This window comes from Microbacterium sp. bgisy207 (assembly GCF_965345035.1).
Taxonomy (GTDB): Bacteria; Actinomycetota; Actinomycetes; order Actinomycetales; family Microbacteriaceae; genus Microbacterium.
The window spans coordinates 1-13,924 of sequence record NZ_CBDRMG010000021.1 but is presented as its reverse complement, the minus strand read 5'-3'; the positions used below and the strand labels follow the sequence as shown (position 1 = coordinate 13,924).

Genomic DNA, 13,924 nt, shown 5'->3' with positions numbered 1-13,924 from the left:
ACTGGGTCGGATCCCTGACGGTGGCGGCCACCGGATGCTCGGCCGTCACGCCGGACGCCGCAACCGCCGCGCCGGGACCGGCTACTCGTTCCTGCACCACGCGGTCGATGACTGCACCCGCCTGGCCTACTCCGAAGAGCTCGACGACGAACAGAAGGACACCGCCGCCGGGTTCTGGATCCGCGCCCGCGCTCACTTCGCCGAAGCCGGCCTCACCGTCAAAGCCGTCATGACCGACAACGGCTCCTGCTACCGCTCCCACGACTTCGCCGCGGCCCTCGGCGAGGGAGTCCGGCACATCCGCACCCGCCCCTACCGGCCACAGACGAACGGGAAAGTGGAGAGATTCAACCGCACCCTCGCCGCCGAGTGGGCCTACGCATCGACCTACCTCTCGAACGCGGCAAGATCAGCCACCTACGCCGACTGGCTCGAGGAATACAATCACCGACGACCCCACACCGCCCTCGGAGGCCACACCCCCACCTGCCGCCTTCACAACCTCACGGGTTGCTACACCTAGGGTGGTCGCCATGAGTGACAGCGACGTCTACGTCAGCCCCACCCGCGTCCCTGCCGGCATCGCCCTCCTGCTCGCCGTGCTTGGCACCGCCGCCATGTACGCCGGCTTCGTGCTCGGGGTTCCCGCCGCCCTCGACGGCAGCGGCAGCGGAGCGGGTGGATTCATCGTGCTGTTCCTCGCCGGAGCCGCGCTCGTGCTGGCGGCGCTGGTGATCTCGATCGTCTGCCTCGTGCGCGGTCTCGCGCGCGGCATCGCGATCCTGGCGCTGGTCGTCGCGCTGGTGCCGGTCGTCGGCGTCGTGATCCTGCGGATCGCGGCGGTGTCCTAACCCGCGGCGTCCTGACCCTCCGCCGCCTTGTACACCTTCGACCGCGGCACATAGCGCGCGGAGTTGCCGAGCAACCCCGCGACCTCCTCGTCAGTGAGCTCGCGGCGCACCTTGCCCGGGATGCCCGCGACGAGCGACTGCGGCGGCACGATCGTGCCCCTCGAGCACCACCACCTCGCGTGCCGTGGCAGACCACGAGCACCGCCTTGCCGGGAAGTCGGTGGCGATGCGGGTCAGGGCCACGACCCCGTGCACAGCGACGGAGTCGAGCGACGCTGCGCCCGGATACTCCCGGTCGGGCCAGCGCGCGATCGCGGCGGCGGCCGAGGTGCCCTCCAGCTCGCCGTAGTCGCGTTCGGCGAGCTTCGGATACGCGGTGCCGAACGGGGTGTTCAGCCCTTCCGCGATGATGCGGGCCGTCTCGCGGGCGCGCAGGAGCGGGAAGTTCACGACCGCATCCACGGCAGTGAGCGCAGGGTCATCGGGGTATCCGCCACCTATCGGTGTCCGGTGTTGTTGAGCCGGATGTCGCTCGATCCCTGGATGAGTCCCTCGGCGTTCCAGTCGGCCTGACAATGCCGGATGAACGCGACGATCATGACGTGAAGGCACCGATCACGCCGACCACGGGTCCAGACCGCCCCGGAGCCCACGACGACGAGCCTCACGGGCGCCACCAGCAGGAGGAACCGCGCCCGGTGGGCGAGGCGCCACGGCAGCACGCCCAGGTATCGCCGCGCGAATTCCCGGATCGCGGGGGTCGTCGATCGTCGGCGTTGTGATCCTGAGGATCGCAGCGACCGCCTGACTTCGGGGTGCTCGCCGAACGCTTCAGTGCCGGGAACGGCGCCGGTGACCCGCCCCTGCGGGCGGCGCAGCATCTTTTACACGCTGGAAATGTTCAGGCCATGCCCGCGCAACGACAGCCAGCGAGCATGGATCGTATACAAAACGCGAGAGATCGCGTCATGATTGCCGCGAGAATTGAGAGGCTTATGAAGACTTCAAGCCACCGCGATAGGCGTCTCGCCTGGGCGGGTGCGACCATGGTGGGGATGCTGACGATCGCCGGTTGTGCGGCGGAGCCATCGACCGAGGAAGAGTCCCTTCCGGTCGTGGCGACACAGCTGAACTGGGTCACCAACGTGGAGTTCGCCGGAATGTGGATCGCCGAGAGCGAGGGCTACTACGCGGAGGAGGGCATCGTCGCCGAATGGCTGCCGGGCGGCCCCAACGTCTCCAACACCGTTCAGATCGTCGCATCCGGTGACGCACCGATCGGACTCGATACGAACTTCACCTCGTTCATCGACGCCGTGTCGGAGGGAGCCGACGTGGTGCTCGTCGGTGCTGTCTACCAGGAGAGCCCATTGGCAATCCTGTCGCTCTCCGAGAACCCGATCAACTCGGTCGAGGACATGATCGGCAAGCGCATCGGAAGCCCCCAGGGGCAGCAGCGTGAACTGGATGCCATCTTCACCATCAACGGGCTAGAGCCGGATTACGAGTTCGTGCCGATCGGCTACGACGTGCAAGCGCTCGTGAACGGAGACGTCGACGGGATCACCGCCTTCGCCACCAACCAGGGACTCATCCTCGAAGAGCAGGGTGTGGACTACACCAGCGTGTCGTGGCAGGACCTGGGTCTGGATGTCTACTCCAACATGATCTTCGTCGACCGCACCTACCTGGAAGAGAACCGCGACCTGGTTGTCGCCTGGTTGCGGGCTACCGTGAAGGGCTGGGAGAAGAACGCCGACGACCCCGAAGTGGCCGCGCAGCTCGCGGTCGACGTGTGGGGAGCCGACCTGGGACTCTCGCTGAGCCAGCAGATCAAGGAGAACATCAATCAGATCCCGATGACGACGAGCGATCTCACCGCGGAGTCGGGTCTGTTGCGGATCTCGGCGGAGGACATCGAGCAGAAGATGTACCCGATCCTGCGGGCTGCGGGCATGACCGATCTTCCTGATGTCGCGACTTACGTTGACGAATCGCTGCTCGACGAGGTCTTCGGCGGATCGGCAACCCTGCTCCGATGACTGTGCAGGACCTCGGTCCGGTCGGCACGGCGACGCGGTCCCGAAAGACCATCGAGATCGTGATCGGCGTGCTCCTCTTCGCCTCGGCGTGGGAGATCATCGGCCGGACCGGGGTCCTCTCCACCTCCTGGCCACCCCTCACCGACGTGTTGTGGGTGATCGTCGATCCCGCGCGTGCGCCGAGGTTGTGGGGGGCGCTCGGGGTGACCGTCCAGGAGGGGCTTCTCGGCGGCGTGATCGGAATCAGCGCCGCGGTGGCGACCGCGGTGCTCTCCCGCCTGATGCCGGTCACGCGTCGCCCGGCGGAGCGCTTCGCGGTTCTCGTCGAGGCGGTTCCGGTCGTCGCCCTCGGCCCGCTGCTCATGGTCCTTCTGCCCCGCGCCGTCGTGCCCGCGGCGCTGGCGGCGACAGCGGCCTACTTCGCTGCCTTTGTCGTCATCTGCTCCGCGCTGTGGACCCGACGGGCGGCGCAGGAGGACCTGTTTGCCGTACTGGGTGCCCGGCGGATCGCGGTGCTCGCGCAGCTGGAAGCGCCCGCGGCGCTCCCAGCGGTGTTCGCGGCTCTTCAGCTGGCGATTCCCGCGGCCCTGTTGGGGGCGGTGATCGGCGAGTGGTTCGGCTCCGCCCGGGGCATCGGGCCCCTGCTGATCAACTCGATGCAGAACTACGACATCCCGTTGCTGTGGGCGGCGGGGGTCCTGACCGCAGTGCCCGCCAGCATCGTCTACGGCGGCGCTGCGTCACTCGCCCGGCGGAGCGCGGCGAGGTTCGGGCTGTGAACGCGCGCGTGACGGCTATCGGGCGAGCGGTCGCCCGGTTCGCCTGGGACAACGTGGCGGTCGTGGCGATCGTCGCCGCGTGGGCGCTGTGGGTCGTGATCGGGCAGGTCAACCGGGTCGTCATGCCCTCCCCGGCGAGTGTTCTCGCCGACCTGGTCGGACATCCGGATGCGTATCTTCCCGACCTCACGGTGAGCGCCGGGCTGGCCGCGACGGGTCTCGTCCTGGGACAACTGCTTGGCATCGGACTCGCCATCGCGGCCCATCTCTCAGGAGTCGTGCGTGCGGCGGTGCGGCCCGCGGTGCTGATCGTCCGCGCTGTTCCCATGGTGGCGATGGTTCCGATCTTCGCGCGGATTGTCGGTTACGGAACGCCGACCGTGCTGGTCGTCGCCACACTGGTCGCGTATTTTCCAGCGTTCGTCCTGGTGTCGCGCGGTCTGGCCTCCGCCTCGCGCAGCAAGCAGGACCTGCTGACGGTGCTGGGAGCCTCGAGATGGACGAGGTTCCGGCGGCTCGATCTCCCGGCCGCGGTCCCTTCGCTCTTGGAGGCGTTCCGGCTCTCTGCGGTCGGGTCGGTGGTCGGGGTGCTGCTCGCCGAGTTCGTCGTCGGGTCGTCGGGTCTCGGGCAGCTCTTCGTGGTGTCGCGGGTCTCCTACGACATGTCGCGATCCTGGGGTGCCGCCATCGTCGCCACAGTGCTCTCTCTCGCATTCTTCGGGCTGGCTTCGGCCGTGACGCGGTGGCTCGAAGCGGCTTATCACGACGGCAGTAATGGGAAGGGATGATCGTGAACGACAACATCGACGAGGCTTGGGTACGGACGGTACCCAAAGCCGAGGTCCACGTGCACCTGGACGGATGCATCGACCGGGAGGAGCTGATGCGACTGGCCGGCAAGTACGGGGTGCCCCTTCGCCGACCGGCCGAGCAGCTCTTCGATTTCGACGGACTCACCGAATTTCTCCAGTTCCTCGACTGGGGTGCGTCGCTGGTCAGGACCGCCGACGACGCGGCATCCGTCGCCTATCGGTTCGCCCAGAGGCAGGCGGCCAGCGGCATCCGCTACACCGACGTGATCATCAACCCGACCCACTGGGAGGCCTGGCGCGGAAATATCGCGGGACTCGTCGACGCCCTCGACGCCGGATGGCGAGAGGCGGAACAGGACGGACTCCCGTCGACTGGCCTGTGCCTGAGCTTGTTGCGCCAGCAATCCGCCGCTGAGGCCGATGAACTGCTGGATTGGATGCTGGAGCGGGACCATCCGCGGGTGGTCGCCCTGTCGATCGACGGCGACGAAGCGGTTGCCGGGCGTGTGTCCGCAAGGTTCGCCGACACTTTCCGCCGCGCGGCATCCCGTGGCATTTACCGGACCGTTCACGCAGGGGAGTCCAGTGGTCCCGAGGGTGTCCGCGATGCGATCGACCTCCTGATGGCCGATCGTATCGATCACGGCTTCCGCGCGATCGAGGAACCGGCGCTGGTCGCCGAGATCGCCGACCGAGGCATCCCGCTCGGCATCTGCCCGGGGTCGAACGTCGCTCTTGGATTTACCGAGAGCCGGGCCGCGCATCCAGTCGAGGAGTTGCGGCAAGCCGGGGTGCGGATCAGCCTCAACACCGACGACGGCACTGCCCTGGGATCGATTCTCGACCAGGAGTACGCCGCGACCGCGCGGGCGTTCGGCTGGCAGCGCGATGACCTTCTCGCCATCGCGCGAACATCGATCGAGTCGGCCTTCTGCGACGATGACCGTCGTAGCGCGCTGCTCGCGGAGCTCGATGCGGTGGCAGCCGGCGAGGAGGCGCGGGCATGAGCGCGGTGGCGATCGTTGACGCGCGAGTGCTGACGATGGACGATGAGCGCCGCGACCTCGAGCGGGCGACCGTGTTGGTCGAGGACGGCGAGATCGTCGCAGTGGGATCGAACGTCGAGATTCCCGTCGGCTCGCGGGTGATCGAGGCGGCGGGGCGCGCGGTGATCCCGGGACTCGTGAACGCGCACACCCATGTGCCGCAGATCCTGCTTCGCGGCGGCTACTCCCACGATCGGCCACTCTACGAGTGGCTCTACAACGTGCTGTACCCGGGCCTGAGCGTGTACGAGAACGACGACATCCGGTGCGCGACCTTGCTGTTCGCGACGGAGGCGTTGATGAACGGTGTGACGACGATCGTTGACAACGAGGATGCTGGAACGCGTTCCATGGTCTCCACCGCGGCGAGCACTGTCGAGGCCCTCGTCGAGAGCGGCATCCGCGCTGTATACGCTCGCATGTTCGCCGACCAGCCTGCGCCGGGTTTCGAGGATTATCTCGGCGCGGTCCGTGCGAAGGCCCCGGACGTTCCGGACAGCGACATCTTCGTCGACACCGATCGCGTCTTGGCCGACCTCGATGAGATCGTGCGGAGGTACGACAGGGCCGGTGAGGGTCGGATCCGAGTGTGGCCGTCGCCGGCGATCCCCGGAATCGTCTCCCGACGCGCCCTGCAGCGGAGCCGACAGATCGCGCGCGAGCGCGGAACCATGTGGACGATGCACGTCGCCGAGGACGAGCGGGAGCGCGTGCAGCACATGATGGGCGCGGTCGAGTATCTCGACAGCGTCGGTGCGCTCGATGAGAGGTTGCTCGCGGCGCACTGCATCGACGTCTCCGATCGTGAGATCCGGTTGCTCGCAGAATCGGGCACCCGGGTATCGACGCAGCCGGCGAGCAACGCCTTTCTAGGCGCCGGGGTCGCGCCGGTTCCGCGAATGCTCCGGGCGGGCATCCCGATGGGGATCGGCACGGACGATGCGAACTGCTCGGATGCGGTCGATCTCTTCGGTTCGATGAAGCTCCTGGCGCTCCTGCACCGCGCGGTGAGTCGTGACCCGGGGGCGATCAGTCCGCAGCGGGTCGTGGAAATGGCAACGATCGAGGGAGCGCGGGTTCTGGGTATGGATGACCTGATCGGATCGATCGAGGTCGGCAAGCGCGCCGACCTCGTCATCCTTGATCTGGAGGAGCCGCGGATGACGCCCGCGGCCGACTTGTACGCGGCGCTCGTATTCTTGCAACCCACGGTCGCGGTACGTACCGTGATAGTCGACGGTCGGGTCGTCGTCGAACGCGGCGTTCCTACCTTCCTTGGCGCTGACGGCGACCTCGCGGCCCTGGTGCGGGAGGCCTCGGAGCGTTCCCGCGGCATCGCGGACCGCGCACGACTCCAGGTGGGCCGATGAACGCCGGCGCGCCTCTCGGGCGCAGCGTGCGGGTCGAGGCGGTCTCGAAGTCGTTCCGGCTGAAGCGCGGAGCGTCGGTCCAGGCGATCAAGCGGGTAGACCTGGAGATCGCCGAGGGGGAGTTCGTCGCGCTCATCGGCCCGTCGGGCTCGGGGAAGTCGACGATCTTGCGGATGATTGCCGGACTTGACGAGCCGACTTCGGGGTCCGTGACGATCGCCGGTGAGCATCCGCGAGTCCTCGCGCGCGATCATCGCCTGGGTGTCGCGTTCCAGGACCACGCACTGCTGCCGTGGTTGACGGTGCGCAAGAACATTGAGCTCCCTTTCCGAGTCGCGGGCCGTGACGTCGATCGGCACCAGGTAGATGATCTGATCGACTTGGTCGGACTCCGGGGCTTCGCCGATGCGCGCCCGTCCCAGCTTTCCGGCGGGATGCGTCAACGAGTCTCGATCGCGCGGGCTCTGGCTCTGGATCCCTCCGTTCTGCTTCTGGACGAGCCGTTCGGAGCGCTCGACGCGGTGACGCGACGACGACTCAATGTGGAGCTGCAGGCGGTGTGGACGCGGTTGCGCATCACGACGCTCCTCGTCACGCACAGCGTCGAGGAGGCGGTGTTCCTCGCCGACCGAGTCGTCGTGCTGAGCGCCAGACCGGCGCAGGTCGCCGATGTCGTCGAAGTGGGGTTCGAGCGACCCCGTGAGCCGGATCTGCTGCGGGATGATCGCTTGCATCGCATCGTCGACGGGCTGAACGCGCGACTGGACGCGACGGAGGCGGAATCGTCCGCAAGCGGGGGAGCATCCAGCTGAGGCGACCGGAACTCGGCATCTGGCGGGGTTGGTCCCTAGAGTGAGGAGCATGGCTTCTCGTGCTGGGCTTCCCCTGCGCGACGTGATTGCCGCCGCGATCCGGGGACGGATCATCGATGGCTCGTACGTTCCCGGCAGCCGGCTTCGCGAGGAGGAGATTGCTTCCGATTTCGACGTCTCCCGAGTACCCGTGCGCGAGGCCTTTCAGGTGCTGGAGCAGCAGCGCTTTCTCGAGTTGCGCAAATACAAGGGTGCAATAGTCGCCCAGCCCGAGTCATCGGGCACCCGCGAGCTCATCGCGATCCGCGCCGAACTCGAGGCGATGGCGGCGCGGCTTGCCGCGGCTGCCCACGGAGGGGCGATGGCACGCGAACTTCGATCTCTTACAGAAGAGGGCAGCACCCTCGACCCGGTGACCGAACCCGAGCGCCATTCGGAGCTGGTGGAGCGATTCCACGACACGGTGGCGATTGCTTCCGGAAATCGAGAACTCGTCGAGATGCTGAGGACGCTGCGCAGCCGCCTCAGTTGGATATTCGGAGCGGAGCTGGCTGCGCGCGCTGCCGGGTCGTGGGATGAGCATCGCGACATCTGCGCGTCGATTCTCGGCGGCGAGGAGGCCGCGGCTCATCTCATGCGCGAGCACGTCCTCGGCGACCTTGCGTTCTTCGACGAGCTCATCCGTCGCTGAGGTTTAACACGGCGGTAACACTCCGACGCCGGCCCTCTCCGGTAGGTCGTATACGATCGAGGTGAGCAAGGGAGTCATAGTGACCACGACAACACCGCAGGCGATCCAGGCGGATCCCTATGCCTGGCCGTGGCACGGTCAACTCGATCTCACGCGCACGGCTCTGCTCTGCATCGACTGGCAGGTCGACTTCTGCGGCAGCGGTGGATTCATTGATTCGCTGGGCTATGACATCAGCCTGACCCGTGCGGCGATAGAACCCACCCAAAGAGTGCTTGGGCGGGCGCGCGAACTCGGGCTGACGGTGATCCACACGCGAGAAGGGCACCGCCCCGATCTCTCTGATCTGCCCGACACCAAGAGGTGGCGTTCCGCCAGTCAGGGGGTCGAGATCGGGTCCGTCGGGCCTCTGGGACGCGTGCTGATTCGAGGCGAGGCTGGGTGGGAGATCATCCCCGAGTTGGCCCCGCTTGCGGGTGAGACGGTCATCGACAAGCCCGGCAAAGGTGCGTTCTACGCCACCGACCTCGAGCACATTCTGCGCATGGCGGGGATTACCGATCTGCTGATTACGGGGTTGACCACCGATGTCTGCGTGTCGACCACAATCAGGGAGGCCAACGATCGCGGGTTCGAGGTACTCGTGCTGTCGGATTGCACGGCCGCGACCGATCGCGCCCGGCACTTGCAGACGATCGAGATCCTCACGATGCAGGGCGGCTTGTTCGCGGCTGTCGCTTCATCGGACTCCGTCCTCGCCGCGCTGGGTGCGGAATCGCTCCCGGCCGACGACCGGACGCGCTGATGTATGTCGATCTGACGGTCGTGCCGGTTGCTGCCCCCGACGACGCCCCGGTCGACAGGGTGTTCGGGCGAAGGGTCCTTGCCGTCATCGGAAAGACGGAGGGGAACGGCGGCGTTAACGACTTCAGCCGGGCTCTCGCGACTCGCGCCTGGACCGAGGGGCTCTCGGAACCGGCGTTGACCGTCATGTCGGGCGGCACTGAGGGAGTCCTCAGCCCGCATGTCACCGTGGTTTCGGAGGGTTCGACATCAGGCAACGGGCGACTTGCGGCGGGGTTCGCGCAGACCCCTCGGTTATCTGTCGAAGGGCTCGGGCGCCGAGAGCAGGTCGACGCGGTCGCTGCGGCGACGCTCGAAGCGTGCCGCAACGGAGGCTTTGATCCACGCAACGCCCACATGGTGCTCGTGAAATGCCCTTTGCTGACGACCGAGCAGATCGTGTCAGCGAGAGGCGGGGCCGTGACGGATGATCCCTACCTATCGATGGCGCGATCCCGAGCGGCTAGCTCGCTGGGCGTCGCGCTCGCGTGCGGAGAGATCGGCGGAGTCGAAGCGGACCAAGGCCTCGCAGGCGATCCTTCTGTCTGGTCGGCGGTCGCTTCGGCTTCCGCCGGTATCGAGCTCGACCGGTGCCTCGTGCTGGCGTTCGGGTCTCGACTCGACCCCGGCGGACAGCTGAACGCTGAGACGGTGGTCATGCACGACGCGATCGACGTGGAGGAGATCGTCGCGCTCCGCGATCGCATCCGAGCCGCCGGCGGCACCATCGTGCAGGTCTTCGCGAAGGCCGAGGCGAGTCCGGACGGGCGGATCCGAGGGTTACGGCACACGATGCTCACCGACACCGACCTCTCGTCGACACGACACGCGCGCGCGGCCGTAGGAGGCCTTCTAGCGGGGGTGTTCGGGCGCACATCGATCTACGTCTCCGGAGGCGCCGAGAACCAAGGGCCACCTGGAGGAGGTCCGGTGACGGTGGTGTGGCAGGAACCCACGGGCGGAGGTGAGACGAGGCGATGACGAGCAGATTCGGGCCGGTAGCGGCCACACCGTACGCGTGGCCGTTCGACGGAACGTTCTCCGCCCAGTCGACCGCGCTCCTGTGTATCGACTGGCAGGTGGACTTCTGCGGGGTCGGTGGCTACGTCGACCGCATGGGGTACGACCTCACACTCACCCGACGCGGACTCGCGCCCACAGCGCGGATCCTCGGTTCCGCTCGCGCGGCAGGCCTCCAGGTGATCCATACTCGCGAGGGTCATCGGGCGGATCTCTCGGACTGCCCGCCCAACAAACTCTGGCGCTCGCAGCAGATCGGTGCCGAGATCGGGTCGTCAGGACCGGGAGGACGCATCCTCGTACGCGGGGAACCCGGGTGGCAGATTGTGCCCGAAGTGGCACCTCTCGTGGGCGAGATCGTCATCGACAAGCCTGGCAAGGGGGCGTTCTACGGAACCGATCTCGACGTGATCTTGCGCACTCGGGGGATCACTCATCTGATTCTGACGGGGATCACAACCGACGTCTGCGTGCACACGACGATGCGGGAGGCGAACGATCGCGGCTACGAGTGCCTTCTGCTCAGTGACTGCACAGGCGCCACCGATCACGGAAACTACGAGGCGGCGCTGAAGATGATCACCATGCAGGGGGGTGTTTTCGGTGCGGTCGCGGAGTCGTCGGCGCTGGATGACGCGTTCGGTAAGGGATCCGCGCGGTGATCTCTCCTCGCATGGAGATCGCCCGCCTCCACTCCGCGTACCGGCGGGGAACCTGCACACCTCGCGATGTGGCGGAGCGCACTCTGGCTGCGATCGATGCGCGAGGACGTGACGGAGTCTGGATCTCGGTCTCCGATCGACTCGTCCGAGATGCTGAAGCACTCGATCCTGCCGATCGCGATCGTCTTCCGCTCTGGGGCATCCCCTTCGCGGTCAAAGACAACATGGACGTCGAGGGGTGGGCGACGACGGCGGCGTGCCCGTCTTTCGCCTACAGCCCCCAGCAGTCGGCACCCGTGGTTCGCGACCTGATCGCGGCAGGCGCGATCCTCGTCGGCAAGACCAACCTGGACCAGTTCGCTACCGGTCTGAACGGTACCCGTTCTCCTTACGGGACGCCCTCCTCGGCCCACGATAGCTCCCTCATCTCCGGCGGGTCGTCATCAGGATCCGCGGTAGCTGTTGCGGCGGGCCTGGTTGCGTTTTCTCTGGCGACCGATACCGCGGGGTCCGGGCGCGTTCCCGCGGCGTTGAACGGGGTCGTCGGTCTCAAGCCGAGTGTGGGCCTTGTCAGCACTCGCGGTGTCGTGCCGGCGTGCCGGTCGCTCGATTGCGTTTCGGTGATGGCGAACTCGGTTGCCGACGCAGCCATCGTGGCTCAGGTGATCGCCGGCTTCGATGATCAGGACCCCTGGTCGCGCCCGCTCCCGGTTCCTTCCGCCCGGGTTGCTTCGGTCTCGCTCGCCGGAGTCCGCCTGGGCGTGCCTGAGGTTGTCGCCGGATGGGGCGAGCGTGGCGAGGAGGACGCGTGGAGTCGGGTCCGTGCCGACCTCGTCCGAGCCGGAGCCGAACTGGTTGAGATCGACTACACCCCGCTTCTCGAGGCAGGTCGTCACCTGTATGGCGGTGCGTGGCTTGCTGAGCGCGCGACCGCCGTCTCGGTCGCGCTCGAGGAGGACCGAGACGACGTCGACCCGGTCGTGCGCCAGATCTTGGCGGGCGCCGGTGCGATGTCGGCCGCACAGGTCTGGTCGAGTATGCACCGCGTGTGGGAGTTGCGGCGGGAGGCGGATGACATCCTCCGTTCGGTCGATGCTCTGCTCACTCCCACGGTGACGAAGACCTACACGGTCGAGCAGATGCGCGCTGACCCCGTCGAACTCAACGCGCAATTGGGTACCTACACGACCTTTACCAACCTGCTCGACATGTGCGCCATCGCGGTCCCGGCGGGGAGTACGGCGGCGCACGTCCCCTTCGGTGTCACCCTTCATGGGCCTTCCGGTGCCGACCAGGAACTCGCAGGGCTGGCGTCGGCGCTCGCGGATGCGGTCGACCAGGACTCGCTGATGGAGGTCGCCGTCGTCGGCGCCCATCTCGAGGGGTTCGGACTTCATCACCAAATCACCGATCGCGGCGGGCTCCTGAGCCGGCGCACGATGACCGCACCCCGGTACCGGCTCTACGCGCTCCCCGGCGACGAGCCGCGACGTCCCGGGCTGGTGACCGATCTACGAGAAGGCGCTCGTATCGAGGTCGAGGTCTATCGGCTTCCGACTGCTACCGTCGGGTCCTTTCTCCGCGGTGTGAGTGCACCGTTGGCGATCGGCACGCTCGAGCTCGACGACGGCACCGCCGTCCACGGATTCGTCTGCGATCCGACGGCGCTCGAGGGAGCGCGTGACATCACCGCGTACGGCGGGTGGCGCTCGTATATGGCCGCGGCGGCCGATGATCTCAACAGGGCGGCCGATGCCAGCTGACGACGTCCCGATCCTCGCGGTTCACGGGGTCGCGGCCTCACCTGCCGTCTGGGATCCTCTGAAGCGCTTGATTCCACAGCTCCGGGCGCTTCGTCGCCCGAAGACCGGTCGGTTGGAGGACGAGATCGAGTGGCTGGCCGAGTATGCGGCGGGCGCGGTCATCGTGGGGATGTCAGGCGGGGCAACCCTCGGTCTCGCGCTCGCGGGCATGGGTGCCGCGTGCCATGGATTCGTCCTCCATGAGCCGGCGGCGGGGAACCTGGTGCCGGACCTTCTCTCCCCGACCGCCGAGGCCTTTCGCCGTGGCGGGACGACAGCGGTGGGTAAGGCGCTCTATGGCAGGAGGTGGTCGGTCGACCTGCTCGATGACCACGGAGACGTCGACGCGACGACGGCGAAGGAGATCGCCATGTTCCGCAGCTTTCAGCCTCGACGTCGACCGGTCGGGGGACCCCGATGCGTGGTCACGACGGGGTCTCGGTCGGCTGCGCCCAGGCACCATGTTGCGAGAGAGCTGCGGCGGCTGGGCTACGAGACTCGCACCATCGAAGGCTCCCGGCACTTCGTCACATACGAGCAGCCCGCGAGGCTGGCCGCCCTGGTGCGCGAGGTCGCCGGATTGGATGCGCCCGGGCATCCGGGGATCGATGACGGAGGTTCGGGGTGGGCGAGGTTCTGGTGGTGACCTCGCGGCGGTCTTCTAGACCTCGGCCGCGCGGTAGATCTTCGACCGCGGCACATAGCGCGCGGAGTTGCCGAGCAGCCCGGCGACCTCCTCGTCGGTGAGCTCCCGCCGCACCTTGCCGGGGATGCCCGCGACGAGCGATCGCGGCGGAACGACGGTTCCCTCGAGCACCACCGCCCCCGCGGCGACGAGCGAGTTCGCGCCGATGACGGCGCCGTTCAGCACGGTCGCGTTCATGCCGATGAGGCATCCGTCTTCGACGACGCAGCCGTGCACGACGGCGGCGTGGCCGATGCTGACGTCGGCGCCGATGATCGTCGGGTTGCCCGCCTCGGTGTGGATCACCGCGTTGTCTTGGAGGTTGCTGCGTTCGCCGAGCACGATCTCGTCGATGTCGCCGCGCAGCACCGCGCCGAACCAGACGTTGGCATCTGCAGCGATGCGCACCTTGCCGATCACGGACGCGTTCGGGGCGACCCAGGCGTCGGCGGAGATGTCGGGCTCGTGCCCGTCGAAGGGGAGGATGACCGGCATTCCGCCAGCCTAGC

The 13,924-nt window shown here is 67.3% G+C and carries 17 protein-coding genes and 1 pseudogene; 14 read left to right on the top strand and 4 right to left on the bottom strand.

The annotated features are described in order from the left end of the window. On the top strand, window positions 1–523 hold a 523-nt coding region (locus ACSGC5_RS14585; RefSeq protein WP_434971307.1), incomplete at its 5' end, for an integrase core domain-containing protein. 10 nt (window positions 524–533) lie between these two features. Then, window positions 534–851 carry a hypothetical protein gene (locus tag ACSGC5_RS14580; RefSeq protein WP_195691675.1) on the top strand — a complete coding sequence of 106 codons (318 nt, stop codon included), beginning with the start codon at window positions 534–536 and terminating at the stop codon, window positions 849–851. Here ACSGC5_RS14580 and ACSGC5_RS14575 read toward each other — a convergent pair. The 3 genes and pseudogenes from ACSGC5_RS14575 to ACSGC5_RS14565 form a co-directional block, all read right to left on the bottom strand. After that, window positions 848–1,009: pseudogene (locus tag ACSGC5_RS14575) on the bottom strand (gamma carbonic anhydrase family protein); the annotation flags it as partial. The gene ACSGC5_RS14580 and the pseudogene ACSGC5_RS14575 overlap by 4 nt on opposite strands. Further along, window positions 942–1,301, bottom strand: coding sequence for a histidine phosphatase family protein (locus ACSGC5_RS14570; protein ID WP_408904883.1), 360 nt, complete (start codon window positions 1,299–1,301; stop codon window positions 942–944). The gene ACSGC5_RS14570 and the pseudogene ACSGC5_RS14575, both read right to left, overlap by 68 nt. A gap of 47 nt (window positions 1,302–1,348) precedes the next feature. Then, window positions 1,349–1,732, bottom strand: coding sequence for a histidine phosphatase family protein (locus ACSGC5_RS14565; RefSeq protein ID WP_267189647.1), 384 nt, complete (start codon window positions 1,730–1,732; stop codon window positions 1,349–1,351). A 114-nt stretch (window positions 1,733–1,846) separates the two neighbouring features. Here ACSGC5_RS14565 and ACSGC5_RS14560 point away from each other — a divergent pair, with 114 nt between their 5' ends. From ACSGC5_RS14560 to ACSGC5_RS14505, 12 genes are all read left to right on the top strand, one after another. Continuing rightward, window positions 1,847–2,893 (top strand): ABC transporter substrate-binding protein, encoded by a 1,047-nt coding sequence (locus ACSGC5_RS14560; RefSeq protein ID WP_195691674.1) that lies wholly within the window; start codon window positions 1,847–1,849, stop codon window positions 2,891–2,893. Further along, window positions 2,890–3,672 (top strand): ABC transporter permease, encoded by a 783-nt coding sequence (locus ACSGC5_RS14555; RefSeq protein ID WP_195691673.1) that lies wholly within the window; start codon window positions 2,890–2,892, stop codon window positions 3,670–3,672. Before ACSGC5_RS14560 ends, ACSGC5_RS14555 begins: the two co-directional genes overlap by 4 nt. Next, window positions 3,669–4,460 carry an ABC transporter permease gene (locus ACSGC5_RS14550; protein ID WP_195691672.1) on the top strand — a complete coding sequence of 264 codons (792 nt, stop codon included), beginning with the start codon at window positions 3,669–3,671 and terminating at the stop codon, window positions 4,458–4,460. Before ACSGC5_RS14555 ends, ACSGC5_RS14550 begins: the two co-directional genes overlap by 4 nt. Window positions 4,461–4,462: 2 nt before the next feature. Further along, entirely contained in the window at window positions 4,463–5,491 is a 1,029-nt protein-coding gene (add, locus tag ACSGC5_RS14545) for an adenosine deaminase (RefSeq protein ID WP_228178106.1), read from the top strand. After that, on the top strand, window positions 5,488–6,900 hold the full coding sequence (locus tag ACSGC5_RS14540) for an amidohydrolase family protein (RefSeq protein WP_195691670.1): 1,413 nt from the start codon (window positions 5,488–5,490) through the stop codon (window positions 6,898–6,900). Before add ends, ACSGC5_RS14540 begins: the two co-directional genes overlap by 4 nt. Then, window positions 6,897–7,712, top strand: a complete 816-nt coding sequence (locus ACSGC5_RS14535; RefSeq protein ID WP_228178107.1) for an ABC transporter ATP-binding protein — start codon at window positions 6,897–6,899, stop codon at window positions 7,710–7,712. The genes ACSGC5_RS14540 and ACSGC5_RS14535 overlap by 4 nt, the downstream gene beginning before the upstream one ends. Window positions 7,713–7,761: 49 nt before the next feature. Further along, window positions 7,762–8,403, top strand: a complete 642-nt coding sequence (locus ACSGC5_RS14530; RefSeq protein ID WP_195691669.1) for a GntR family transcriptional regulator — start codon at window positions 7,762–7,764, stop codon at window positions 8,401–8,403. Between the two features lie 79 nt (window positions 8,404–8,482). Continuing rightward, window positions 8,483–9,208 carry a biuret amidohydrolase gene (biuH, locus tag ACSGC5_RS14525; protein WP_195691668.1) on the top strand — a complete coding sequence of 242 codons (726 nt, stop codon included), beginning with the start codon at window positions 8,483–8,485 and terminating at the stop codon, window positions 9,206–9,208. Continuing rightward, window positions 9,208–10,227, top strand: coding sequence for a ring-opening amidohydrolase (locus tag ACSGC5_RS14520; protein WP_195691667.1), 1,020 nt, complete (start codon window positions 9,208–9,210; stop codon window positions 10,225–10,227). Before biuH (ACSGC5_RS14525) ends, ACSGC5_RS14520 begins: the two co-directional genes overlap by 1 nt. Beyond that, window positions 10,224–10,928, top strand: coding sequence for a biuret amidohydrolase (biuH, locus tag ACSGC5_RS14515; RefSeq protein ID WP_228178108.1), 705 nt, complete (start codon window positions 10,224–10,226; stop codon window positions 10,926–10,928). The genes ACSGC5_RS14520 and biuH (ACSGC5_RS14515) overlap by 4 nt, the downstream gene beginning before the upstream one ends. After that, window positions 10,925–12,691: an allophanate hydrolase gene (gene atzF / locus ACSGC5_RS14510; protein ID WP_286932984.1), complete on the top strand. Its 1,767-nt coding sequence runs from the start codon at window positions 10,925–10,927 to the stop codon at window positions 12,689–12,691. Before biuH (ACSGC5_RS14515) ends, atzF begins: the two co-directional genes overlap by 4 nt. Continuing rightward, the gene (locus ACSGC5_RS14505; RefSeq protein WP_195691666.1) at window positions 12,681–13,376 is read left to right on the top strand and encodes an alpha/beta fold hydrolase; all 696 of its coding nucleotides are present in this window, start codon (window positions 12,681–12,683) and stop codon (window positions 13,374–13,376) included. The genes atzF and ACSGC5_RS14505 overlap by 11 nt, the downstream gene beginning before the upstream one ends. Window positions 13,377–13,391: 15 nt before the next feature. Here ACSGC5_RS14505 and ACSGC5_RS14500 read toward each other — a convergent pair whose 3' ends face one another. Continuing rightward, window positions 13,392–13,910, bottom strand: coding sequence for a gamma carbonic anhydrase family protein (locus ACSGC5_RS14500; protein ID WP_228178109.1), 519 nt, complete (start codon window positions 13,908–13,910; stop codon window positions 13,392–13,394). Window positions 13,911–13,924 lie beyond the last annotated feature (14 nt).